The organism is Brevibacterium sp. Lmc1, assembly GCF_057654315.1.
In genome coordinates this window covers 1,208,697-1,232,071 of the sequence record NZ_CM172803.1, presented here as the reverse complement: position 1 = coordinate 1,232,071, position 23,375 = coordinate 1,208,697, and the positions used below count along the sequence as shown (strand labels likewise).

Here is a 23,375-nt window from a genome sequence, read left to right as displayed (position 1 = left end):
AGCAGAGGTCTTTCCTCAGCCGCAGTGCAGGCTCCCTTGATTCGTGTGCAGCTTCTTCGAATCATTTGGCTGCGGCATCAATCGATATGATTTTCAACTACTCTCCACCTGGCAATTGTCTGTGATGATTCATCACTGCTGTGTTGCCGCATCGCCGGATGAGGGCAATTGAAATTTCCGAGGTCGAGCACAAAAAGACCGAGGGGCCAGCGATTCAATTCGCTGACCCCTCGGGTCTAATCGGAAGTTATCGGCTTTCGAATGAGCCTCTTACTTCTCCGCTGCTTCGTATGCTTCGACGATCTCCAGCGGGATCCGTCCACGATCACCGAGCTGGTACCCGTTGTTCTGAGCCCACTCGCGGATCTTCGCCGTGTCCCGCTTGGGGCCCGACGAGCCCGCACGGCGGCCACGGCCACCGGTGTTGGCTACACGACGTGCTTTGGCGATGAATGGGGCGAACGTCTCACGGAGTTTGTCGGCATTCTCGGTTGAGAGCTCGAGTTCGTACGTCGCCTGGTCGAGGCTGAAACGAACGGTTTCCGCCGCTTCGCTTCCGTCGAAATCATCCGTGAGAACGAGGCGCATTTCCCTTGCCATGTTCACTCTTTTCGTAATCAGAGGTTTTTGTCGCTGTCATCTTAACATCCGTTCGGGGATTATCGTCGACTTCGCTAACGTCAATCTCTGAATAGTATTTATCTACCTGTTCGCGTTCATTGCGATCTGCGCGGACGATATTCCGGAACACATACCAGAACAGCAATCCCACACAGATCGACGGGAGCAGCGCTTTGAGGATATCCAACATAATCAGATCAGCCCTCCTGAGCCGAGTCCTCCTGCGAAGAAGCCAAAGGCTTGGTGAATGGGAACAGAATGGTTTCACGAATTCCCAAACCGGTCAGCGCCATGAGCAGACGGTCGAGTCCCATGCCCATTCCGCCGGTCGGCGGCATTCCGTGCTCCATCGCCATGAGGAAGTCCTCGTCGAGGCCCATCGCCTCGTCGTCACCGCGGGCGGCGTCCGCGGCCTGAGCCTCGAAACGCTGACGCTGGATGATCGGGTCGACGAGCTCCGAATAGCCGGTGGCCAACTCGAAGCCGCGCACATACAGATCCCACTTCTCCACGACGCCCTTCTTCGTCCGGTGCTCACGCACCAGTGGTGAGGTGTCGACCGGGAAGTCGGTGACGAAGGTCGGAGCCCAGAGCTTGTCCTGGTAGAAGTGCTCCCACAGCTCTTCGACGTACTTTCCGTGTGAGCGGAAGACTCCGCCCATGTCGACGCCGTTGTCGGCGGCGATCTTGTCGAGGACGTCCAGTCCGGTCTCCGGGGTCACCTCGACGCCGGACAGCTCGGATAGGGAGTCGTACATGCTCACGACCGGCCAGTCTCCGCCGAAGTCGTAGTCCGTGCCGTCGTCGAGAGTGACGACGAGCGATCCGGTGGCTTCCTGGGCGGCGTTCTGGATGAGGGTCTTCGTGAGATCGGCGATCGAATGGTAATCGCCGAAGGACTGATAGGCCTCGAGCATCGCGAATTCCGGGGAGTGAGTGGAGTCAGCACCCTCGTTGCGGAAGTTGCGGTTGATCTCGAAGACGTTCTCGATTCCGCCGACGACCGCCCGCTTGAGGAACAGCTCCGGGGCGATGCGCAGGTACATGTCGATGTCGTAGGCGTTCATATGCGTCTTGAACGGGCGTGCCGAGGCACCGCCGTGCATGGTCTGCAGCATCGGCGTCTCGATCTCGACGAAGTCCTGGTCCGCGAAGGTCTTCCGGAGCGACGACATCACCTTGGCACGGGTGAGCATCGTCTCCCGAGCCTGCTCGCGGGTGATGAGGTCGAGGTAGCGCTGGCGGACGCGGGTGTCCTCGGCGAGTTCGGTGTGCAATCCGGGCAGCGGGCGGAGGGCCTTCGACGCCATGGTCCAGGAGTCCGCGAGGACGGAGAGCTCACCGCGCTTGGACTTGATGACCTTTCCGTGCAGGAACAGGAAGTCGCCGAGGTCGACGTCGGTCTTGAAGTCGTCCAGGCGCTCCTGACCGACTTCACGCAGCGAGAGCATGCCCTGCAGGCGGGTGCCGTCACCGGACTGCAGTGTGACGAAGCAGAGTTTGCCGGTGGTGCGGACGAAGACGACTCGGCCGATGACGCCGACGACAGCCTCGGTCTCCTCCCCCGCTTCGAGACCGTCGTGGGCGGCGTGGACCTCGGCGAGGCTGTGGGTGCGGGGCACCGTCACCGGGTAGGCATCGGTTCCGTCGTCGAGGAGACGCTGGCGCTTGTCCTTTCGAATCCGGATCTGTTCCGGATCGAGGTGTTCGGGTGAAAGGTCTGCGTTCTCAGGTGTCTTCGAGTCGGTATTCGCCATGCTTCAAGGCTACCGTGGACGGGCCGCACGGGGGAATTCGGCGGTCAGTCCAGAGCGCTCAGGATCTGCTGTGCCTGAGCTTCTGTGATCCGTCCCATCGCCAGTGCTTTCGCGGCCGTCGATCGGGCGAGTGCGATGTAGCTGTTGCGCACGGCCGGGTTCGATCGGCTGAGGCTGAACTCGCTCAGTGCCGCCAGGTGCGCTTCGATGGTTCCGACATCACCACGGCTGATCGGTCCGGTCAGCGCCTTCGGTCCGTTCTGCATGGTGTTGGCGACGCTGGCGTCGACGAGGGCGTGGAGGACGGCCGACGGATCGGCGACCCCTGCCTCGGCGAGCAGTTCCATGGCCTCGGCGAGGATCGTGATCGAATGGTTCGACGCGTGGGTGATGGCCGCATGGTAGAGAGGACGGTCCGCCTCGGCGATGTCGATCGGTTCGGCACCGAGTTCGACGACGAGAGCCTCGCCCACCGGACGGATCGGCGCGGGCGCAGTGACCGCGATCGTCGCCTGCCGCAGACGGCTGAGATCGACCTCGGTGCCTGTGAATGTCAGGGATGGGTGCAGAGCGATGGGCAGAACGCCGAGGCGGGTCCCGGCCTCGAGGACGTCCGTTCCGTATCGGCCGGAGCAGTGCACGAGGATCTGCCCGGCATGGATGCGGCCGAGGTTCGCCAGTCCGGTCACCAGTGGTGCGATCTCGTCGTCGGGGACGGCGATGAGCACGAGTTCGGCGCGTTCGGTGATCGCGTCGGGGTCGAGGACCGGCACTCCGGGCAGCATGTCCTCGGCACGTTCGAGGCTGGCCGTCGAGGTGGCGCTGACTCCGATGATCGCGTGACCGGCCTGCCTCCAGGCGGCACCGATGCTGGCTCCGACTCGGCCGCAGCCGATGATTCCGATGCCCAGCCGTGGTGCGTCGTCCTGGCTCATCCGTTGTCTTCCTCGTGAGTCTCGATGGGGCCGGTGTGTGCCGACTTCGCGGCGGCGTCGAAGCGTTGGCGGGCGATCCGAGTACGTTCGGCATGTTCGGTGAAGAAGCGTTTGGCAGCTTCGGCGTCCTGATGCTTCACGAGCGGGGTGATGGGTCCGGCGGTCGAGTGCACGGCCACGCTGCCCAGTTTCAGCGACCTCATCAGCGGCCCTTGGTAGTAGCGCAGGGACTGGACCCTGACATGGGGCACGAAGTCGACCCGGCGATCGAGGACTCCCAGGCGCAGCACGAGCAGGGAATCGGTGAGGGCATAGGCCCGTCGTCTCCAGACGAGGGGGTCGAGGATCCGTGAGGAGCGCGGCTGCGCGTGGAACAGCTCCTCGGCCGCCGCTGCGTCGGGGTGTGTGGATTTCCTGTCGTACATGGCCGACCGGACGAGGCCGTCGGCCGAGATGCCTTCGGGCAGCTGCGGGTCGGGCAGAGCGAGACCCACCATGAGCAGTGCCTGGTCGATATCGCCGACCGGCAGGAGCAGGTTCTCGTCGCTCTTTCCGCCGTCGCTGGCGATGTTGTATTCGGCCCTCCACCAGCCGGCCCAGCGCCACAGCAGCGGCTGGTGGAGGCAGACGGCCTGGAGCCGGTCGAGCGGGATGACTTTGCGGGAGGTGGAGAAGAGTCCGTGGCTGACGGCCAATCCGTCTTCGCTGATGCGGACGACGAAGTTGGCATTGTCGAGGTTCTTCTTGAACCCGGCGAACGCGGCGAAGATGCCGGGCAATCCACCGATGAGGATCGGGAGGAAGGCCTCCTCGATTCCGACGAGGAGGAACACGACGGCAATGGCGACGAGGACGATGATGACGCCGACGGAGATCAGCGTTCCGGTGTTGAGCAGGGAGGACACGATGACCCGATGGGCGGGGACACGGATGATCTCTCCCTCTTCGCCGACATCGGCCGAGAGGTTGTACGGAGCCAGCAGGTCGTTGAGGCTCCGTTCCGCTTCGTGGGAGACGTCGTCGGCCAGGACGCCCAGGCGCTTGCTCAGTCGCACTCCGATGCTGTCGGCGCTGCGTTCGGGCACTGAGCGGTCGATGCCCGGCTGTTCTCCGTCCGCACCTGGGTCCGGGCTGTCGTGGCCACCGGCGCCGAAGCGTGCAGTGTCGCCCGCAGATGCATCGGCTCCTGCGCCGCCGCCTGCCTCTGTATCGGCCTCGGTCCCACCGTGGTCGGCTGCGACTCCGGGCACCGCATCGGTGGACGTCGCAGACGTCGCGGATGCGTTCTTCTTCGCTTTCACCGCGGCGAGAAGTTCATCGCGCAGCTCTTCGGCACGTTTCTTCGACAGGTACTTCAGGGAGATGTTCGAGTCGGTGCCGCCGGCGACATCGAAGACGAGTTCGGCCATGCCGAGCATGCGCGGCAGCAGCTTCTGCTGCAGATCGATCGACTGGACGCGGTCCAGACGGGCCTTGCGCAGCTTCTTCGACAGCAGCCCCCGACGGTAGTAGATCGCCTCGGCGTCGACCCGATACCCCATGACTCGCCACGCCAGCCAGCTGAAGAAGGCGGTGAGGACCAGGATCAGGATGATTCCGCCGACGACGGCGAGGATCACCAGCGGGTGAGCGCCCAGCCATTCGGCGAAGGTGAGGTTGACGGACCGGCCGGAGGCGAGGTCTTCGACGGCGCTCTGGAAGAAGTTCTGCAGACCGTAGGCCGCGGCGATGAAGATGCCGACGAGGACGCCGAGGCTCTCGAGGATCGGCGTCAGCGGATGGACGCGGTGCCAGACCTCCGGTGCGGCCGCCTCGGTGCCGGGGTTCGGGGTTTCGGGTGAAGATGCGTCGCTCATGGTCATAGCCCGGCGAGATTGGCCTGGCCGAGTCCGGCGAGGCTGTCGCGCAGGCGATCGGCTTCGGCGCGGGGCAGTCCGGGGATCGTCGCGTCGGTGGCGGCCGACGCGGTGTGCAGTTTGACGGTGGCCAGGCCGAACATGCGGTCGATGGGGCCGGCGTCGACGTCGACGAATTGGAGTCGGCCGTAGGGCACGACGGTGGCGCGGTGGAACATGATGCCGCGGCGGACGAGCAGGTCGTCCTCCCGTTCGGCATAGCCGATGGCGCGAGCCTGACGGAGGATGATGATCGTCGAAATGATGCCGTAGACGAGGACGGCGATCCAGATGAGGTGCAGCCAGGGCACCTCGGAGTTGAAGATGATCGCGAAGGCCAGCCCGGCGATGAGCATCGGAACGAGCAGCGTCAGTGACGCCAGAACCTCTTTCAGCCCGTACTTCGGACTCACCCTGTTGAAGGGCACATCGGCTCCGATGGAGAAGGAGAGGTCGCGGTTCATGCTGTTTCAGCTCCCGGCGGGTCTTGGGGTGGGATCTCGCAGAATCCCTCGACGATCATACCGACGATCATGAGCACTGCGGCCGAGATCATCGCGACAAGCATACCTGCGGCCAGATCATTGCGGATCCCGGGGGCTGACAGGAAGTAGTAGCCGGCGTTGCCCAGGTACCAGCCGGCCAGTCCGGCCCCGGTCAGGGCACTGGCCTTGGCCATGATCGCCACTCTCGCCGCTTGGATCGGGTCGATCTCCTTCGTCCGGTCACCGTCGTTCCATTTCTTGATGGGCCAGCCGAGCAGGAACAGGATGGCTGCGAGGACGAGCATGCCGATGATGGCGAACCACGGCAGTCCCGGCAGTGAGAACCCCTGGCTTTCGAGCACCACGTCGACCACGATCGCGAGAACCGTGCCGATCACGGCCCAGACGGCGAGGGTGGACGAGGAGGTTCTCTGCATGGTTCCCAGTCTCTCAGATCGCGGGCGGTTATCCAGAGGTGATCCGAGCGATGTCCTGGTCGTCGAGTTCGGCCAGGACCGCGCTGATGGGGCGGCGTCCCTGTGGGGTGTCGATGAGTGTGTCTCCGACGAGTTCCGCCCATGGCGCGAGGACGAAGGCACGTTCGTGAGCGTGCGGGTGCGGCAGCGTCAGTCGCGGGGTCTTGCTGCGCTGCTCCCCGTCCTCGTCTCCGAAGCGGATGAGGTCGATGTCGAGGGTGCGGGGTCCCCACCTGAGTTCGCGCGTCCGCCCGCAGGCGACTTCAATGCCCTGTGCCACCGAGAGCAGTTCGAGAGCCGACAATGTGGTCGTCACGAGCACTCCGAGGTTGAGGAAGTCGGCTTGGTCGACTCCGCCCCAGGGGGCGGTGCGGAAGAGTGAGGACCGGCGGGTGACGGTGATGTCCGGATGCCGGTCGAGGGCGGCCACCGCCTGGTCGAGGGTGTCCGCGGCATCGCCGAGGTTCGCCCCGAGATTGAGATACGCTTCGGTCTCGCCCTCGGCCGTGTCGCCCGAACCGCGCGGCGCGTCCGCGGCCCTTGCAGGCTCCCTCACCGAGGCGGCGGCAGAGTCGACGCGTCTGCGTTCGACTCGGATGCGCACATCGTCGAAGGTCCGTTGGATCGGTGCCGAGGGTTTGTGGACGACGACCTCGACGTGTTCGCACAGGCTCAGGCAGTGGTCGGCGATGCGTTCGGCCAGCGTTTCGATGAGGTCGAAGGTGTTGTTCTCGACGATTCCGGCGACGTCTTCGGCGAGTTCGCCGTAGTGGATCGTCTCGGCGAGGTCGTCGGTGGCCGCGGCACGTGCGACGGAGGTGTGGAGGGTGACGTCGATGATGAAGTCCTGACCCTCGCGCTTCTCGAAGTCGAAGACGCCGTGGTTGCCGCGCACCGTCAGTCCGCGCAGTTCGATGCGGTCGGGGGCCGACTCTGCGCCGGTCATCGCCCGGATCCCTCAGTCCCGGAGTCCGCTGCCGGGTGTGCCGCTGCTGCGGAGTGTTCCCTGACCGCGGCGATGACCTTGCAGGCGACCGCCGAGGTGGCCGGATCGTGGACGCGGACCGCCCAGGCACCGGCCTGCGCGGAGATCGCGGAGATCGTGGCCGTGGCCTGATCCTTCGCCGCCTGTTCGGCCTGTTTCGGGTCGTCGGGGCTGAGCAGGGAGGCGATGAAGCGCTTCCGGCTGGCGGCGACGAGGAGTCGGTGGTCGAGGGCGGCGAATTCGTCGAGCGCGGAGAGCAGCTGCCAGTTGTGTTCGGCGTTCTTCGAGAACCCGAGGCCGGGGTCGACGATGATATTCGCCGGTTCGACGCCGACGTCGATGGCTTCGTCGATGCGGGTGCGCAGCTCGGAGATCACCTCGGCGACGACATCGTCGTAGTGGAACGTCGCCGAAGCCTGATCGAGGTAGCCGCGCCAGTGCATGAGCACGATGGGAGCTCCGGACTCGGCGGCGACGCTGAGCATGGTGGGGTCCGACTGTCCGGCGGAGACGTCGTTGATGATATGAGCTCCGGCTGCCAGGGATTCTGCAGCGACGCGGGCACGCATCGTGTCGACGCTGATGACAGCTCCGGCTGCGGCGAGCTCACGGACGACCGGGACGACTCGGCGCAGCTCTTCGGCTTCGTCGACGCGGGCCGATCCCGGACGCGTCGATTCGCCACCGACGTCGATGATGTCGGCACCGGCTGCCATGAGTTCGAGTCCGTGGGCGACGGCTCGGTCATGGTCGAACCACAGCCCGCCGTCGGAGAAGGAGTCGGGGGTGACATTGAGGACGCCCATGATCTGCGTCGTCTTAGCGGCTGTTTCGTCCATCGCTGTGTGATCCGTGTTCTGCCTCAGCGACCGAGGATGAGACTCATCGCTTCTGCTCGGGAGGCGCTTTCGCGCAGCTGCCCGCGCACGGCCGAGGTGATGGTCGAGGCTCCGGGCTTGCGCACTCCGCGCATGGTCATGCACAGGTGTTCGGCTTCGACGACGACGATGACGCCCTGCGGTTCGAGATGATCGACGAGCGCGTCGGCGATCTGTGAGGTCAGGCGTTCCTGCACCTGGGGGCGCCGCGCATAGATCTCGACGAGGCGGGCCAGTTTCGACAGTCCCGTGACCTTGCCGTTCTTGCTCGGAATGTAGCCGATGTGGGCGACTCCGTGGAAGGGCACGAGGTGGTGTTCGCAGGTCGAGTAGAGGTCGATATCGCGGACGAGGACGAGTTCCTCGTGGCTGATGTCGAAGGTGACGCCGAGGACTTCGGCCGGGTCGCGGTGGAGTCCCGCGAAGATCTCCTCATAGGCTCGAGCCACCCGGTGCGGGGTCTCGACGAGTCCTTCCCGGTCGGGGTCTTCGCCGACGGCGATGAGGATCTCACGCACGGCAGCGGCGATGCGCTCCTGGTCGACCTTGTTGTCCTGCCCTGCGGGGGCGGGGCCGAGACCGGCGGAGACCTCTTCGATATCGGCCATCAGTCGTTGTTCCCTCTGTCTTCGTTCGTGTCATTCGTCGCCGGTCCCCCGGTTCCCGGACCGCTTGTGCCTGGTCCTCCGGTCGGTCCCCCGGTGGGGCCGCCCGTCGGGCCGGTCGGGCCGTTCGGGTTCTCGGGTCCGGGCGGGTTGTGCGGGACGTGGGGTCCGCTGACGCCCGTGGGTCCGGCTCCGGGGATGTCGGTGGTGTCCACCTCGGCGCCGGTCGATCCTTCACCGTCGCTGCGTTCGCTCTGCGGTGCGGGCGGAACGATGGGGCCGCGTTCGGACACGGGGCGATCGTCGTGGGCCAGCCACACTTCGCGGGTGGCGCGTTTGACGACGGGGGCGAAGATCTCCTCGAGGGCGGCCTGGTCCAGCGTTTCGCGTTCGAGCAGCTGGTAGGCGAGGTTGTCGAGCACATCGCGGTTGTGCGTCAGCGCCCAGTAGGCGTCGGCGTGCGCGGAGTCGATGAGACCGCGGACCTCGCGATCGATCGAGGACAGGGTCGAATCCCCGTATTCGTCGCCGCCGCCGTAACCGCGGCCGGCGAAGGGTTCGGACTGGTCGTCGCCGATCTTGACCATGCCCAGTTTCTCGCTCATTCCGTACTGGGTGACCATCTTCCGGGCGATGTTCGTCGCCTTCTCGATGTCATTGCTGGCACCTGTGGTCGGGTCGTGGAAGACGATCTCCTCGGCCACACGCCCGCCCATGGCGTAGGCGAGCTGGTCGAGCAGCTCGTTGCGGGTCGTCGAGTATTTGTCCTCGCTGGGCAGCACCATCGTGTAGCCGAGTGCGCGTCCGCGCGGGAGGATCGTCACCTTCGTCACCGGGTCGGTCTGGTTCATGGCCGCGGCGACCAGTGCGTGCCCGCCCTCGTGGTAGGCGGTGACGAGGCGTTCCTTGTCGTTCATCAGTCGCGTTCGCTTCTGCGGGCCGGCGATGACACGGTCGATGGCCTCATCCAGGATCCGGTTGTCGATGACCTTCGCATTCTCACGTGCGGTGAGCAGGGCCGCCTCGTTGAGGACATTGGCCAGGTCCGCACCGGAGAATCCGGGGGTCCGCTTCGCCACCTGCCCGAGGTCGACCTCGTCGGCCAGCGGCTTGTCGGCGGCGTGGACCTCGAGGATGTGCTTGCGGCCCTTCATATCAGGGGCTTCGACGGGGATCTGCCGGTCGAAGCGACCGGGACGCAGCAGCGCCGGATCGAGAACGTCGGGACGGTTGGTCGCGGCGATGAGGATGACGTTCGTCTTGACGTCGAATCCGTCCATCTCGACGAGCAGCTGGTTGAGAGTCTGTTCGCGCTCGTCGTGTCCGCCGCCCATTCCGGCGCCGCGCTGGCGGCCGACGGCGTCGATCTCGTCGATGAAGATGATGCAGGGGGCGTTCGACTTCGCCTGTTCGAACAGGTCACGAACTCGGGAGGCACCGACGCCGACGTACATCTCGACGAAGTCGGAACCGGAGATCGAGTAGAACGGGACTCCGGCCTCACCGGCGACGGCTTTGGCCAGCAGGGTCTTGCCCGTACCGGGCTGTCCGTAGAGGAGCACGCCCTTGGGGATCTTCGCTCCCACGGCCTTGAACTTCTCCGGCTCGGCGAGGAACTCCTTGATCTCTTCGAGCTCTTCAAGCGCCTCGTCGACTCCGGCGACGTCCTTGAAGGTGACGTCCGGGTTCTCCTTGTTGACGAGCTTCGCCTTCGACTTGCCGAAGTTCATCATCTTCCCGCCCGACATCTGCGAGATGAGGAACCAGAAGACGACGAAGATGATGACGAACGGGATGAGCGTGCCCAGCAGCGACATCAGCCAGCTCTGCTTGGGCACCTCGTCGGTGAAGCCCTTGTCCGGGCCGGCGGAGTCGACGGCCTTGACGACCTGCTCTCCGCGCTGTTCGACGTAGAAGAACTGGACCTTCTTGCCGAAGTCCTTGCCGTCGACCTTGTAGTCGTCCTTGAGAGTGAGGTCGACGCGCTGGTCCTTGTCGACGATCTTGGCCTGTTCGACCTTGTCGTCCTTGAGTAACTGCAGACCCTGTTCGGTGTCGATCTGGCTGAACCCGGACTGACTGAACAGCAGAGCACCGATCGATACGACGAGCAGCGCCAGGACGATCCAGACCAATGGGCCCTTCGTCGCCTTGTTCAGCAGGGGGCGACGTTTGTTCGACTCGGCCATAAGTCCTCTCAGGAAAAAGATGTGGGCAACCGTTTCAGGCTACCGAGGCTGCCTGGGAACATCCCCCACAGCCTAGTACTTCGCACCCCTATAGCCCGAATGCGTGCCGAATCTATTCCGTCACAGACCCCGGACTCGGCCCGGGTTCGCCGCGGGCGTAAAAAGCGGTGCCAGCGGACTCAGCTGTAGACGTGCTGGGCCAGGGTCGCCACGAACGGCACATTGCGGTACTTCTCCGCATAGTCGAGTCCGTAGCCGATGACGAATTCATTGGGCACGTCGAAGCCGACGTACTTGACGTCGATGTCGACCTTGACGGCTTCGGGTTTGCGCAGCATAGTGCAGATCTCGACGGTGGCAGCTCCGCGGGTGCGCAGGTTCTGGACCAGCCAGGACAGAGTGAGGCCGGAGTCGATGATGTCTTCGACGATGAGGACGTGCCGATCGGTGAGGTCGGTGTCGAGGTCCTTGAGGATCCGCACAACGCCGGAGGACTTGGTGCCCGAACCGTAGGAGGACACGGCCATCCAGTCCATCGTCACAGGAGAGTGCAGGGCGCGGGCAAGGTCGGCCATGACCATGACGGCGCCTTTGAGGACGCCGACGAGGAGGATGTCCTTGTCTTTGTAGTCTGCATCGATGGCGGCGGCCAGTTCAACGAGTCGTGCGGCTATCTGCTCTTCCGAGACGAGTACTTTTTCGATGTCATTGCCGAGATCGTTGATGTCCACGAGTGTCGATTCTCCTCAGATGCGGGTCCTGGAGATTCCATTATGGGTCACTTTGCCTCACCGGTGCCAGTGGGCCCGGATGTCGGTGCCAGTTCGTCGTCGACGGTCCCCGGACCGGCCGACAGCCAACCGGTGATCGCCATGAGTGCGGAGATGATGACCATGAACCACAGCGGCACCTGCCAGCCGCCGCTGACCCCGAGCAGTCCGCCCACGGCCAGGGGGCACAGTGCGGCGAGCACATAGCCCGAGGACTGGACGAACGCCGAAGTCGAGGCGGTGACGGAGACCTCGCGAGTGCGGGAGGTGATGAGCGCCAGCGCGGCGGGGAACGCGAATCCGCCGTATCCGAGCAGAGCCGCCCACAGCCAGGGGAGGCTGACCGGGCTGAGCAGCAGTCCGGTATAGCCGGCGACGGCGCTGGCCCCGAAGGAGACGAGGAAGGCGCGCGGGGCGATGCCCCGGACGATGATCTGCGGGGCGAGGAATCCACCGGGCAGACCGCCGAAGGTGACGATCGCGAGCATGATCCCGGCGAGGAAGGGGTCGAGCCCGGCGTCGCGGTAGATCTGCGGCAGCCATCCGAACTGGAGATAGGCATTGGCCGATTGGAGGCCGAAGAACATGGCCATATACCGCGCCTTGGGCGAGGTGAAAACCGCTCGCCGAGGCGGCGCCTCCTCCTGCTGCCCACCGGGCTCCGCGGCCTGTCCGGAGAGGACGGGCACGGACTTCAGTGTCCGCAGCACCGTCCAGGTGATGAGCGCGGACAAGGGCAGGACCAGCCAGAAGCCGAGACCGAAGCGCCACCCGCCGAACTGTTCGGCCAGAGGCGCAGTCAGCAGCGAGGGCAGCATCGAACCGAGGCCGAGCGAGACCGTGAACGTCGTCGCGCCCAGGGTGGGCCGGTGCGGGAAGCGGGACTTGACGTAGACCGGCAGGATGACGTTGCCGATCGACATTCCGGCCAGGGCGAGGACCGTGAGCAGAGCGAAGGCCACCCATTCGGTGACGATGGCGCGCAGACCGATGCCTGCCACGATGAGGGCGGCGCTCAGGGCTAGAGCGGAGAACAGACCGAGGCGCTTGAGCAGGGGTACGGCGATGATGCCGCAGATGGCGAACACGAGTCCCGGCAGAGCCGTGAGCAGACCGGTCTGCCATTCGGCCAGGGAGAATCCGTCGCTGACTTCGGAGAGAACGGGCCCCAGGGAGGAGGCGGCTGGGCGCAGCGAGGCGGCGATGAGGACGAGGCAGGCCAGGGCCAGAACGTCGAGGCCGCGGTTGCGTCGGAATCCCTGCACGGGCGAAGTCGTCATGGCCTCATCCTTTCAGACCGCTGCAGTCGTCGTGCGCGCGGGCCGCGGCCCCATAGAGGCACGCAGACAGGCACAGCTTCCGATGGTATACCGTTTGACGGTCGTAGGCTGAGCACATGATCGTTGTGAAGAATGTGCGCCTGTTCCCTCGCACGCCCGATGCTCCCGCCGTCGACGTCGAGATCACCGAGGGACGGTTCTCTCGCCTCTCCCCCGCCGAGGATGCCGCCCCCGATTCCGCGCCACCGGCGACCGGGACGACATCGACCAGGACCGAGGTCATCGACGGGGCGGGGCGGATCCTGCTGCCTGGCCTCGGCGATGTCCACGCTCATCTGGATTCGAATCGGATGGGCCAGACGTTCCGTCCGCACACCGCCGACGGCACTCTGCACGGGTACATCATGAACGATCGCGAGAACTGGCGGCAGGGCGAGCGCAGCGTCGCCGATCAGGCCGCGTACGCAATTGCGAAGATCATCGCGTCCGGAGGCACGCGCATCCGCTCACACGCACAGGTCGATGCCGACTGCGGTCTCGAGCGCTTCCACGGGGTCAGGGCCGCGCTCGAGGCTCATGTCGATGTCCTCGACTTCCAGATCGTTGCCTTCCCGCAGGCTGGAATCGTGCACGAGCAGGGCGTCGAAGAGCTGCTCGATGCGGCTCTGGGCGAGGGCGCGGACCTCGTCGGCGGACTCGATCCGCTGCTCTACGACCGGGATCCGGTCTCCCACCTCGATGTCGTCTTCGGCCTGGCTGAGAAGCACGGCAAGGGCATCGACATCCACCTCCATGAGGCGGGCACCGCGGGACTCTTCACGCTCGAGGAAATCGCTGCGCGTACTCGAGCCGCGGGTATGGCCGGGCAGGTCACGGTCTCCCATGCCTTCGCTCTCAACACGAACCCGGAACCCGCGGTCGCTCGGATCCTCGATGTCCTCGCCGAGGCGGGAGTGGCCCTGACGACGGTTGCCCCGGCCAAGGGTGCGCTGCCGCAGAGACTCATCCGTGAGCGCCGAATGGCTCTGGGACTCGGCGAGGACGGTCAGCGGGACTACTGGAGTCCCTATGGTGACGGCGATCTGCTGCGCCGGACCTGGCAGCTGGCGTTTACGAACGGGTTCCGTGCAGACGCAGATATCGAAGGCTGTCTCGACATCGCCTCACGCGGAGGAGCGCAGGTCATGGCCGGTGCTCGTTCCGACGGTTCGGCTCTGGTCGACGATTCCCGGTTCGGTCTGGCGGTGGGCGCTCCCGCGGACTTCGTGCTCGTCGACGCCGACACGGTCACCTCGGCGATCATGGACTGCCCGAGGGACAGGGATGTGTTCAAGGGCGGTCGACTCATCGCCTCCGGCGGCGAACTGGCGGGCGGGCCGCGGCTGAGCTGAGTCTCAGCGGGCCTTCGCGGCCGGCTGGAACACGGCCCGCCCGTCGGAGACGACGACTTCCGTGTCCCCGGGCAGGGACAGTCGACCGCGCCTGCGGTCACAGATGAGGGCACAGAGTTCGGCGACCCGCACCGCTCCGAGGTTCTGTCCGGGAACTCCGAGTGAGATCGCCCAGTCGCGCACGACGCGGCTGAGCACGGCATAGTCGAGTGCGGTGAAGACCTCCACCGGCACCGAGGCGGCTCCGCGGATCGTCTGCCCTGCTGCTTCGGCGTGGGCGTCGATGAAATCGGCGTCGGCTCGGCAGAGGTCGGCGGTGCGGGCGAGGTTCGCGGTGATCGGTTGGCCGAGATCGGCTTCGAGTCCGGCCAGCAGCTGCCGAGCCCGGACTCGGGTGAACGCGGTGTCGGCGTTCATCGGATCGTTCCAGATCTCGATGCCCTGTGCCTGACAGGACGCTTCGGTCTGGTCTCGGTCGAGGCCGAGCAGGGGACGAATGAGGCGACCGGCCAACGGGCTCATCCCGGCCAGGGACCGGGTGCCCGATCCGCGCATGAGGCCGAGCAGAACGGTCTCTGCCTGGTCGCTGCGCGTATGGGCCGTGAGAATCCAGTCGGCTCCGGCCGCGGCCCGAGCGGTTTCGAGGGCCGCGTAGCGGGCGGTGCGCGCCGCGGCTTCGAGGCCTTCCTCACCGGCATCGATGCTCACCCTCATCACCTCGGCGGGCACGCCCCAGGATTCGGCGGTGACAGCAACCCGGTCGGCCACCTCGGCGGTGACGGTCTGCAGGCCGTGGTCGACGGTGACGGCACGGGCCCGGATCTCACCGCGTCGATGGAGAAATGCGGTCGCGTGGAGCAGCGCCATCGAATCCGCTCCCCCGGACACTGCGACGATGAGGCCCGGGACAGACGATTCTGCGACGGCGAGCGCTGCGCGCACGGCATTGCGGATGGCTGCGCTGGCCGGGTCGAGGGTCGGCCGCCTCGGCGACGATGCGCTGCGCGGCCCCTCAGCCGTGGACACGGTCGAGCCAGAGCTGCGGTTCGTGGATTTCGGCCGTGCGCGGCAGGTTCGCGGGTTCGGCATAGATGCGGGAGAAGCCCTTCTGTCCGACCTCGCGGCGGACGGCACGGACGAACTTCGCTCCGTCGCGATATTGGGCGAGTTTGAGGTCCATTCCGAGCAGATTCGTCAGGAACCCGCCTTGGGCGGCATCGCGGCGGGCCTCGAATTTGCGGCGCAGCCGGCGCACGCTCGGGATGACACCGGCTCCGACTTCGTCCATGACGACATCGGCGTGGCCTTCGAGCAGGGATAGGATCGCGGTGGCCTCGTCGAGTGCGGTGCGCATGTTCTCGTCACGGATGAGGTCGATGATGCTGGCCTCGCCCTTGACGATGCGGCCGAGGGTGGCGAAGAGGTCGACGATCCCGCCGACTCCCGGCATCGTCAGTCGGGTCGACACGGCTCCGGAGAGCAGGGTGCGCATATGTTCGCGCAGCCAGGGCGCGGTCGCGAACTGCACTTGGTGGGTGGCTTCGTGGAGGGCCACCCACATGCGGAAGTCACGCGGATCGACGTCCATGGCCCTCTCGGCGATGAGCACGGCGGGGGCGACGAAAATCAGCCGTCCCGTCTCCACGGCGAAGGGGTCGAACTGGCCGAGCACGCGAGTCGACAGGAGTGAGAGCACCCCGGCGACCTCGACGGCGCCGGCCTTCGCGGTGGCGGGGCTGACCGGGGCGGGCAGGGCCGCCTCATCGAGCATTCCATTGACGGACTGCGCGTTGGCTTTGACCCAGCTGACCTGGTCGAGGACGAGCACGGAACCGGCGGCGAGCCGTCCGCGCACATCATCGGCGTGCTCCGGCGGCAGCAGAAACGAGTCGAGCACGAGGTCCTGGGCGGTCAGCGCATTGTCCTTCATCCCCTCGACGAGTCCGTCGAGCACACCCGGTTCGGGGACCTTCGCCGCGGAGACGAGCTCACGGGCGGTGCGGGCGGCGAAGTTCTCGTCGATGATCATCGGCAGCCGCAGTTCGCGAGGGCTGTGACGATATCGTCCACGGTCTTTCTGGCTTCCAAGATCTTGTCCTTATCCACGTCGTCGATCTGGATGGAGAATACGAGGTAGCGGTCTTCCGCGTCGAGCACTCCCCCGGCCAGGGAGGTCACGGTCGACAGCGTTCCGGTCTTCGCATGCACCACCCCTGAGGCGTTCCTCTCGTCGAGGAATCGGTCGTGCAGGGTGCCGGTCAGTCCGCCGACGGGGAAGTAGCTGACGAGCCCTGCCAGCGAGTCATCGGCGACGACCGAGGCCTGCAGCACGGTCGTGAGATCGTGCGGGGCGATCCGGTTGTCATAGGACAGCCCCGAGGTGTCGACGAGGTGAGTGCGCCCGAGATCGACGGATTCGCCGAGGGCCTCCAGGACCGCCTTGGGACCGTTCTCGAGGCTGCCGTCCTGCCCCTGAGCGATGGCGACCTCGTTGCCGAGCATCTCGGCGACGACGTTGTCGCTGTGCACGAGAGCGTATTCGACGATCTCGGAGATCGTCGCCGATTCCACCCGGGCAAGTTCCTTCGGGTTCTCGGACTCGGACGGCGCCTCGGATTCGGACCGGTCGGTCGCCTCGGTGACGGTGATCCCGGTCTTCTTCAGCTCTTTTTCGAAGATCGAGAACGCGTCCTTCGCCGGGTGTTCGCTGCGGCCCCGCCAGTCGGCGTTCTTCGACCCGACGTAGGCGGTGTCAACCATGATCGGCTGGATCGGGGTGATCACGCCCTTGGCGATATCGGACCGGGACCAGCCGGAGTCGAAGTCCTCGCCGACGTAGCGGCTCGTGTCCAGGTTGAGGGCCACCTCGGTGATGTTCTGGTCCTTGAGGGCGGCCGCGGTGTCTTCGGCCAGGGTCCGCAGTCCCCCGTGCCCGTTGACCGAACCGGGATCGGAGTCTCCGGCCGACAGGAGCACATCGCCGCCGCCGGTCAGCGTCAGGGTGTTCGTGTCCGCGTCGAAGTCCGTCGTCGTCGCCAAACGCTTCTCCCCGCCGATCGCGGACAGTGAGGCGGCCGCTGTGAGCACCTTCGTCACGGAGGCGGGAGTGCGCGGCTTCGTCTCGTCCTTCGCGTAGAGGACGTCGTCGCTGATCCCGTCACGGACCTCGAGGCCGAAGCCCTTGACCTTCGAATCCTTGAGCACGGCGTCGATCGTCTTCGGGATCTGTGTGGGCACAGGAGCGGAATCGTCGACCGCCGAGGCGGGGGCGGGCACCTGCTGGGCGTGGGCCTGCGGAGTGGGCACGGTCTGGACCTCGACCTGGGGTTCGGTGGTCAGCACGCCGGGCAGGCCGGGCACGAGGTCGTAGGCGTCGACGGCGGCATAGGCACCGAGGGCGAGGACGATGATCCCTGCGGTGATCGCACCGCCCTTCTTCCGCCGCGAGGTCGCCTCTCTGCGGTCGCGGCGCGGGGAGCCGGAGTCCGACGGGTTCTGCGGCGCATCGGTGTCGTTCAAACGCAGGCTCTCATTCCTCGACGACCGTGAGGCGGTCGCCGTCGGTGGGCGGTGACGGGGACTTGTACCATCTATTCTAGTGATGCACCCCTAACGTGAAGGAGCACTATGGAACTGCTGGCCACAATCGAGATCCCCCAGGGGTCCCGCAACAAGTACGAAGTCGATCATGAGACCGGTCGGGTCAAGCTCGATCGCTACCTCTACACTTCGATGCAGTACCCCGCTGATTACGGCTATATCGAGGACACGCTCGGAAACGACGGCGACCCTCTCGATGTGCTCGTGCTGCTGCCCGAGCCGCTGTTCCCCGGTGTGCTCATCGACATCCGTCCCATCGGCATGTTCCAGATGGAAGACGAGGCCGGAGGCGACGACAAGGTCCTCGCCGTGCCCGCCGGAGATCCTCGCTGGGACTCCTACACCGACATCTCGGACGTGGACAAGTTCATGCTCGACTCGATCGAACACTTCTTCTCCCGGTACAAGGACCTCGAGCCCGGCAAGTACGTCAAGGGTTCCAGCTGGGCCGGCCGCGAAGCCGCCGAGGCCGAGATCAACGCCTCGATCGAGCGTTTCAAGGCCGAGGGCCACTGAGCCGACTTCGGACAAGCGCTGACGTCTCAGCGCGCAGCGTTCTCCTCGACCGCCCGGATGATCTCATCCGGGCGGTCGATCATCATGAGATGTGCCGAACCGGAGACAACGCGGGTCTCGAGGCGGGTGAGTCCGGCTTCGAGGGCGCGCAGTCGTCGTTGCCCCGGCAGGCCCGAGGCGAAAAGGGCCGAAGTGGGCACCCGGACTTCTCCCGTGCTCGCCCGCAGGGCGGTGAGGTCTGCCGCCTGCGAGCGGTAGCTCAGACATTCCGCGAACGCCGAGGTCAGGGTTTCTGGATCAGCGTAGGGGTCCTTGAACACCCCCTCGTCGAGGACCGTGCCGGACACCGTCTCCCGCACAAAGCCTCGGTGCGCGATCGAAGCGCTGATCGACCTGATCTTCCGCGATGAGAGCAGAGTACGGACCGACCGCAGTTGGGACCCTCCGAAGAGTCGATCCGCCAGGCCCCTGACCCTGTCGAACTCGACCGAGGGGTCGACGAGAACGATCCCGGCCACGAGTTCCGGACGGAGCCTGGCAAGAGCCTCGGCGCGGAAGGCCGCCATCGAATGCGCGACGATGACAGCCCGCACGGTCATGGAGCGGGCAGCTGTGCTGGGGGCTGTGAGTCTCGTGACCCCGTGCCGGGTGAGGACCTGCTGCAGCAGTGCCGTCTCCCCGGCGAGGTCGGGTACTCCCCCGCCGAACGGGGTGCCGGCGAAACCCGGACGATCGAGCGCGAGGACGTTATGGCCGGGAAGACCCTCGATGACCGGCGACCACCCGCCTGCCGGGATCGCACATCCGTTGAGGAGGAGCACCGGCGGCCGGTCATGCACGGGCTGTCCTGCCGTTCGAGCGGCAATGCGATAGATGGTGTGCCCGTCGATGGTTTCGACGGCCCACCGGGCCAGCGGGTTCTCAGCGACCATCGGCGAGGGCTTCGGCATCGGAAAGGACGCGCTCGATCATCAGTGGGCGGTGCACATCGACGGCGAGCCAGCCGATCCAGCCGGAGACGATGAGGATCTGCGAGATCTGCACATAGCCCTGGCCCGAGCGCATGAGCTCTTCGATGGCCCCCGAGACCGCCGAGGACAGCACGATGAGGACCGTGAGGATGACCGGCACCCAGCGTCGCGGCCCGCGGCTGGGGATCGCTGCAGCGATCATGCTCGCGCACACCGCCACAGTGACTACCGAAGAGGTGATGGTGTGGGCGAGAAACTCCGGCTCCAGCGCACCGGAGTCGGCGGCGGCCCGGCACGCATCGTCGAAGCTCGGCGAACATGGCATGTTCCAGATGACATCGGCGATCGTTCCGATCCCCGTCAGCGCCGTCCCGGCGGCGACTACCCACCTCCAGTCGCGCACTTGGACGCGCGAGCCGGATAGCGTGCGGCAGGCGATGAGGACCATCAGCATCCCGGAGATGAGGTCACCACCGCGGAACACCCAGGCAGCAGGCTGGTTGTCGGCGGCGAGTTCAGAGATGTAGCCGGCCAGCGGATCCGTGTACGGACTGAGGAAGGCCAAGGTCCAGGTGTTGTAGAAGACGATGACGGCCACAGCCAGTCCCCACCCTGCAAACCGCTCGAAACCGGTGATCGTCTCTGCCCTCGCCGTCGGCCCTGTCCCCGCGATCCGCCCCGGCACCTCAATATCCTTTCGGCTTGGCCAAGGGGAAGGCGATGGTCGAGCGGATCGACTGATTCGTCAGCAGCATGACGAGTCGGTCGAGTCCCATTCCCATGCCACCGGCCGGGGGCATTCCGTGTTCGAGGGCGAGGAGGAAGTCTTCGTCGAGCGCCATCGCCTCCGGATCGCCTCCGGCTGCGGCCAGTGACTGTGCGGTCAACCGCTGACGCTGGATCACCGGGTCGACGAGTTCGGAATATGCGGTTCCGATCTCGGAGCCGAAGATGATGAGGTCCCATTTCTCAGCGAGCATCGGGCTGCGGCGATGCTGCCTGGTCAGCGGCGAGGTCTCGGCCGGGAAGTCCGTGTAGAAGGTCGGAGCGATGGTCGATGACTCGGCGACCTGCTCATAGATCTTCTGCAACAGAGTCCCCCATCCCCAGTTCGGACGCGGTTCGAGCCCCACCGCCCGGGCGTGGGACCGCATCGTCTCGACGTCGGTGGCTGTGGACACCTCGATCCCCAGTTTGTCCGAGACGACCTCGGTCAGAGAGACCGTCGTCCAGTCGTCGGCGAGATCGACCTCGTGTTCGACGCCGTCAACGGTTCCTCGCACCACGGTGGTGCCCAGAGATGCTTCGGCGGCGGTGACGATGAGAGTGCGTGTGAGTTCGCGCATGGTCGAATAGTCGCCGCCGGCCTGATAGGCCTCGAGCATCGAGAACTCGGGATTGTGAGTGGCGTCGACTCCCTCGTTGCGGAAGTTGCGTCCGATCTCGAAGACGCGGTCGAACCCGCCCACGAGGAGGCGCTTGAGATACAGCTCGGGTGCGATGCGCAGGAACAAGTCGAGGTGGTAAGCGTTGATGTGCGTCTGGAACGGTCGGGCATTGGCTCCTCCGTGCACCGTCTGCAGGATCGGCGTCTCCACCTCGAGGAAGTTCCGGCTCTGCAGGGTCTCACGGAGCGAACGGAAGGCGTTCGCCCGGGCGACCATGACGTCGCGTGCAGAAGTGTTGAGGGTGAAGTCGAGGTAGCGTCGGCGGACCTTCGTCTCCGGGTCGCGCACACCCTGTCGGAGGCTGGGCCACGGCTGCAGCGACTTCGCGGCCATCGACCAGTCAACAACGAGGAAGGACTCCGTGCCGGTTCGGGAGCGACCGGGAGTTCCTGTCACGTCGATGCGATCTCCTCGGGCGACCCAGCGGTGCAGTCTTGCGAACGACTCCGAGTCCATTGCCTGCCGTTCGATGAGCAGCTGAGTGCCACGGCCTTCCGAAAGCAGATCGATGAAGACGACTCCACCGTGGTTGCGGACGCTGAGCACACGCCCGCTGAGCGCCGTGACCTTCGCTTCGGCGGGATAGGGCTCCACTCCGGCCGCGAGCATCGACTCACGCACTCTGAGCCGGTACTCGACTTGATCGGATACGCGTTTCGGCGCCGCGGTCGGTTCGTTTGCGGGCGGGACGGTCAGCAGCTCCGCGGCTTCCTCCCGGCTGTAGAGAGGCTGGCCGACTGGGCCGGAACCGAAGATCGACGGCGGCGTGAGAAACCCCTCGGCGATGCTGACAGCCAGGCCGATGCGGGCGAGATACGAGCTGTCGGGATAGCAGAGCATCCGCGGCACCCATTCGGGATGGTACTTCTCGTTTGAGCGGTAGAGCGATTCGAGCTGCCAGAACCGTGAGGCGAAGAGCAGGATATTTCGCCATAGCCTCTTAACCGGTCCTGCTCCGAGTTCCCTGCCCTGCTCGAACGCGGAGCGGAAGACTGCGAAGTTCAACGACACAGAGGCGATGCCGATCTCACTTGCTTCGGTCATGAGACCGGCGACCATGAACTCGGTGACCCCGTTCTCGGCCAAAGGGTGCCTCCGCATGAGGTCGAGGGAGACTCCATTGTCTCCCCACGGCACGAAGCTGAGCAGTCCTGCGGTGGTACGCGCGTGAGTGGTGTCGCCGTCGGGGAAGAGAGCCTCGACGACGAGACACTGGCCATCGGCACCGTCGCCGAAGCGCCCGAGTGCCATGGAGAATCCGCGTTCGGTCTCCCCCGCGCGCCAATCTTCGGCGAAGTCGGCCAGGGCGGCGAGCTCGTCGATGGAGATCTCCGATTGACGTCGGATCCGGACGGCGTATCCGGCGGCGGTGAGTTTGGCGACTGAGCGGTTGACCTCTGGCAGCGACCGCAGGGAGAAGTCGCGACTGTGGAGCACGGCCTCGTCTCCGACGAGAAGGACGCGCAGCCCGGCGGCCTGATACGCCTGAGCGCCCTGTCTGCTGGCGGCGAGAACCGCCGGAATCCAGCCATAGGACCTCGCGTGGGAGACGAATTCACGGGCCGCTTCGTTCCACCGGGAGTGCGGGCCGATCGGGTCTCCGGCGACGAGGCACACGCCTTTCTCCACGCGGTAGCTCACGATGCAGCCGCCGGTGAAGAGGGCGGAACGGTCGCGACGGGTGCCGAAGTAGCCGAGGGAATCCGAGTGCTCAGCGGCGAGAAGGCCGCGGATCGACTTCTCCTCAGCGAAGCCGATCCGTTCGGTCTGCCGCTGCGAGCGCAGCAGCGTCCAGAAGGCGACGATGATCACTGCGCCGGAGCAGAAGCCGAACAAAGTCAGCATCCAACTCGATTCGGTCTCCTCCCGCAGCCCGAAGAGCTCAGCCAGGATCTGTTTGGCTTGGACCGTATTCAGGCCTCCGATGACGTACTGGATCGTGAGCACGAGTGCACAGGCGATGACGATTCCGACGATGAGGATGAGGAGGGCCTTGAGGAATCCGCGCGGCTGGGTCTTCGCCGTGTAGTGCCGGCGGTGACGGACGAGTTCGATGAGGGTGAACAGCGGCAGCACGGAACCAGTGGCGAAGTCCCAGGTGAGCAGCCTCGGGTCGACGAGGGCGTAGAGCACCGCGATCAATCCGAGGGCGAGGAGAACGAGCGCGATGAGGACGAGGAAACTCCACCAGGCGACTCGCTTTCCGATTGCGAGCGCCCCCGCGAGGATGACGAGCACCACGGAGGAGACGAAGTCGACCGGTGTGATCGGTACCAGCCAGGTCCAGACCCAGTTCAGCGCCGCATCCGCCCAGCCGCCTGTCGGAACCACGAGGTGGGCGAGCATGAGGAGAGCGAGCAGGGTGAGCACCCGCGGCAGCCACCGGACGAAGAACGTCGATCGACGTGGATTCGCGCCGACATCGGAGGTCCTGCTTCCGGAGGAGACCTGCTTCGCCGTGTAGGTGTGTGGACGAGCACCGTGGGGGACGGGGATGCGCGCGGAGGGGTCCATGGACGAATAGTGCCACAGGAGGCTGATCTCCACTGTCAGGCACTGCAATCAGTGACATC

The 23,375-nt window shown here is 65.6% G+C and carries 20 protein-coding genes; 2 read left to right on the top strand and 18 right to left on the bottom strand.

What is annotated here, in order from left to right:
* Positions 1-270 precede the first annotated feature (270 nt).
* The 12 genes from AC239G_RS05295 to AC239G_RS05240 all read right to left on the bottom strand — a co-directional run bounded on the left by AC239G_RS05295 (position 271) and on the right by AC239G_RS05240 (position 12,876).
* Positions 271-600: a histone-like nucleoid-structuring protein Lsr2 gene (locus tag AC239G_RS05295; protein ID WP_092015973.1), complete on the bottom strand. Its 330-nt coding sequence runs from the start codon at positions 598-600 to the stop codon at positions 271-273.
* A gap of 218 nt (positions 601-818) precedes the next feature.
* Positions 819-2,378 (bottom strand): lysine--tRNA ligase, encoded by a 1,560-nt coding sequence (gene lysS, locus AC239G_RS05290; RefSeq protein ID WP_139468648.1) that lies wholly within the window; start codon positions 2,376-2,378, stop codon positions 819-821.
* A 44-nt stretch (positions 2,379-2,422) separates the two neighbouring features.
* Positions 2,423-3,313 carry a Rossmann-like and DUF2520 domain-containing protein gene (locus tag AC239G_RS05285; RefSeq protein WP_139468649.1) on the bottom strand — a complete coding sequence of 297 codons (891 nt, stop codon included), beginning with the start codon at positions 3,311-3,313 and terminating at the stop codon, positions 2,423-2,425.
* On the bottom strand, positions 3,310-5,169 hold the full coding sequence (locus tag AC239G_RS05280; RefSeq protein ID WP_248283964.1) for a PH domain-containing protein: 1,860 nt from the start codon (positions 5,167-5,169) through the stop codon (positions 3,310-3,312). The genes AC239G_RS05285 and AC239G_RS05280 overlap by 4 nt, the downstream gene beginning before the upstream one ends.
* Before the next feature lie 2 nt (positions 5,170-5,171).
* On the bottom strand, positions 5,172-5,672 hold the full coding sequence (locus AC239G_RS05275) for a PH domain-containing protein (RefSeq protein WP_139468651.1): 501 nt from the start codon (positions 5,670-5,672) through the stop codon (positions 5,172-5,174).
* Positions 5,669-6,130, bottom strand: a complete 462-nt coding sequence (locus AC239G_RS05270) for a DUF3180 domain-containing protein (RefSeq protein WP_139468652.1) — start codon at positions 6,128-6,130, stop codon at positions 5,669-5,671. Before AC239G_RS05270 ends, AC239G_RS05275 begins: the two co-directional genes overlap by 4 nt.
* 28 nt (positions 6,131-6,158) lie before the next feature.
* Positions 6,159-7,115, bottom strand: coding sequence for a 2-amino-4-hydroxy-6-hydroxymethyldihydropteridine diphosphokinase (gene folK, locus AC239G_RS05265; RefSeq protein WP_139468653.1), 957 nt, complete (start codon positions 7,113-7,115; stop codon positions 6,159-6,161).
* Entirely contained in the window at positions 7,112-7,993 is an 882-nt protein-coding gene (gene folP, locus AC239G_RS05260) for a dihydropteroate synthase (protein WP_218973642.1), read from the bottom strand. The genes folK and folP overlap by 4 nt, the downstream gene beginning before the upstream one ends.
* A 23-nt stretch (positions 7,994-8,016) precedes the next feature.
* The gene (folE, locus tag AC239G_RS05255; protein WP_139468654.1) at positions 8,017-8,640 is read right to left on the bottom strand and encodes a GTP cyclohydrolase I FolE; all 624 of its coding nucleotides are present in this window, start codon (positions 8,638-8,640) and stop codon (positions 8,017-8,019) included.
* A complete protein-coding gene (ftsH, locus tag AC239G_RS05250; protein WP_139468655.1) occupies positions 8,640-10,826 on the bottom strand; it encodes an ATP-dependent zinc metalloprotease FtsH in 2,187 nt (728 codons plus the stop codon). The genes folE and ftsH overlap by 1 nt, the downstream gene beginning before the upstream one ends.
* 179 nt (positions 10,827-11,005) lie before the next feature.
* Entirely contained in the window at positions 11,006-11,557 is a 552-nt protein-coding gene (hpt, locus tag AC239G_RS05245; RefSeq protein ID WP_139468656.1) for a hypoxanthine phosphoribosyltransferase, read from the bottom strand.
* 47 nt (positions 11,558-11,604) lie between these two features.
* Entirely contained in the window at positions 11,605-12,876 is a 1,272-nt protein-coding gene (locus AC239G_RS05240; RefSeq protein WP_487489938.1) for an MFS transporter, read from the bottom strand.
* Positions 12,877-12,992: 116 nt separating this feature from the next.
* On the opposite strand from AC239G_RS05240, the gene AC239G_RS05235 reads away from it, so the two are divergent.
* Positions 12,993-14,267 (top strand): amidohydrolase family protein, encoded by a 1,275-nt coding sequence (locus AC239G_RS05235; protein ID WP_446655900.1) that lies wholly within the window; start codon positions 12,993-12,995, stop codon positions 14,265-14,267.
* Positions 14,268-14,270: 3 nt separating this feature from the next.
* Here AC239G_RS05235 and tilS read toward each other — a convergent pair whose 3' ends face one another.
* The 3 genes from tilS to dacB are packed head-to-tail and all read right to left on the bottom strand — an operon-like array spanning position 14,271 to position 17,786.
* On the bottom strand, positions 14,271-15,293 hold the full coding sequence (gene tilS, locus AC239G_RS05230; RefSeq protein WP_446655901.1) for a tRNA lysidine(34) synthetase TilS: 1,023 nt from the start codon (positions 15,291-15,293) through the stop codon (positions 14,271-14,273).
* Positions 15,280-16,296: a zinc-dependent metalloprotease gene (locus AC239G_RS05225; RefSeq protein ID WP_446655902.1), complete on the bottom strand. Its 1,017-nt coding sequence runs from the start codon at positions 16,294-16,296 to the stop codon at positions 15,280-15,282. The genes tilS and AC239G_RS05225 overlap by 14 nt, the downstream gene beginning before the upstream one ends.
* Entirely contained in the window at positions 16,293-17,786 is a 1,494-nt protein-coding gene (dacB, locus tag AC239G_RS05220; protein ID WP_446655903.1) for a D-alanyl-D-alanine carboxypeptidase/D-alanyl-D-alanine endopeptidase, read from the bottom strand. Before dacB ends, AC239G_RS05225 begins: the two co-directional genes overlap by 4 nt.
* Before the next feature lie 108 nt (positions 17,787-17,894).
* On the opposite strand from dacB, the gene AC239G_RS05215 reads away from it, so the two are divergent.
* Positions 17,895-18,383 carry an inorganic diphosphatase gene (locus AC239G_RS05215; protein ID WP_101545791.1) on the top strand — a complete coding sequence of 163 codons (489 nt, stop codon included), beginning with the start codon at positions 17,895-17,897 and terminating at the stop codon, positions 18,381-18,383.
* Positions 18,384-18,409: 26 nt separating this feature from the next.
* Here AC239G_RS05215 and AC239G_RS05210 read toward each other — a convergent pair whose 3' ends face one another.
* From AC239G_RS05210 to lysX, 3 genes are read right to left on the bottom strand one after another with little or no spacing between them, the layout of a single operon-like run.
* Positions 18,410-19,315, bottom strand: a complete 906-nt coding sequence (locus tag AC239G_RS05210) for an alpha/beta fold hydrolase (protein WP_487489937.1) — start codon at positions 19,313-19,315, stop codon at positions 18,410-18,412.
* The gene (locus AC239G_RS05205; RefSeq protein WP_180345610.1) at positions 19,305-20,039 is read right to left on the bottom strand and encodes a DUF998 domain-containing protein; all 735 of its coding nucleotides are present in this window, start codon (positions 20,037-20,039) and stop codon (positions 19,305-19,307) included. The genes AC239G_RS05210 and AC239G_RS05205 overlap by 11 nt, the downstream gene beginning before the upstream one ends.
* Position 20,040: 1 nt before the next feature.
* Complete coding sequence (gene lysX / locus AC239G_RS05200) at positions 20,041-23,316, bottom strand: bifunctional lysylphosphatidylglycerol synthetase/lysine--tRNA ligase LysX (RefSeq protein WP_139468663.1); 3,276 nt, start codon at positions 23,314-23,316, stop codon at positions 20,041-20,043.
* Between the last annotated feature and the right edge of the window lie 59 nt (positions 23,317-23,375).

Bases quoted from the DNA above. Each gene is read 5' to 3' on its own strand.
- AC239G_RS05295 (WP_092015973.1), bottom strand. From the start codon at position 600: ATGGCAAGGGAAATGCGCCTCGTTCTCACGGATGATTTCGACGGAAGC.
- lysS (WP_139468648.1), bottom strand. From the start codon at position 2,378: ATGGCGAATACCGACTCGAAGACACCTGAGAACGCAGACCTTTCACCC.
- AC239G_RS05285 (WP_139468649.1), bottom strand. From the start codon at position 3,313: ATGAGCCAGGACGACGCACCACGGCTGGGCATCGGAATCATCGGCTGC.
- AC239G_RS05280 (WP_248283964.1), bottom strand. From the start codon at position 5,169: ATGAGCGACGCATCTTCACCCGAAACCCCGAACCCCGGCACCGAGGCG.
- AC239G_RS05275 (WP_139468651.1), bottom strand. From the start codon at position 5,672: ATGAACCGCGACCTCTCCTTCTCCATCGGAGCCGATGTGCCCTTCAAC.
- AC239G_RS05270 (WP_139468652.1), bottom strand. From the start codon at position 6,130: ATGCAGAGAACCTCCTCGTCCACCCTCGCCGTCTGGGCCGTGATCGGC.
- folK (WP_139468653.1), bottom strand. From the start codon at position 7,115: ATGACCGGCGCAGAGTCGGCCCCCGACCGCATCGAACTGCGCGGACTG.
- folP (WP_218973642.1), bottom strand. From the start codon at position 7,993: ATGGACGAAACAGCCGCTAAGACGACGCAGATCATGGGCGTCCTCAAT.
- folE (WP_139468654.1), bottom strand. From the start codon at position 8,640: ATGGCCGATATCGAAGAGGTCTCCGCCGGTCTCGGCCCCGCCCCCGCA.
- ftsH (WP_139468655.1), bottom strand. From the start codon at position 10,826: ATGGCCGAGTCGAACAAACGTCGCCCCCTGCTGAACAAGGCGACGAAG.
- AC239G_RS05240 (WP_487489938.1), bottom strand. From the start codon at position 12,876: ATGACGACTTCGCCCGTGCAGGGATTCCGACGCAACCGCGGCCTCGAC.
- AC239G_RS05235 (WP_446655900.1), top strand. From the start codon at position 12,993: ATGATCGTTGTGAAGAATGTGCGCCTGTTCCCTCGCACGCCCGATGCT.
- AC239G_RS05225 (WP_446655902.1), bottom strand. From the start codon at position 16,296: ATGATCATCGACGAGAACTTCGCCGCCCGCACCGCCCGTGAGCTCGTC.
- AC239G_RS05215 (WP_101545791.1), top strand. From the start codon at position 17,895: ATGGAACTGCTGGCCACAATCGAGATCCCCCAGGGGTCCCGCAACAAG.
- AC239G_RS05210 (WP_487489937.1), bottom strand. From the start codon at position 19,315: ATGGTCGCTGAGAACCCGCTGGCCCGGTGGGCCGTCGAAACCATCGAC.
- lysX (WP_139468663.1), bottom strand. From the start codon at position 23,316: ATGGACCCCTCCGCGCGCATCCCCGTCCCCCACGGTGCTCGTCCACAC.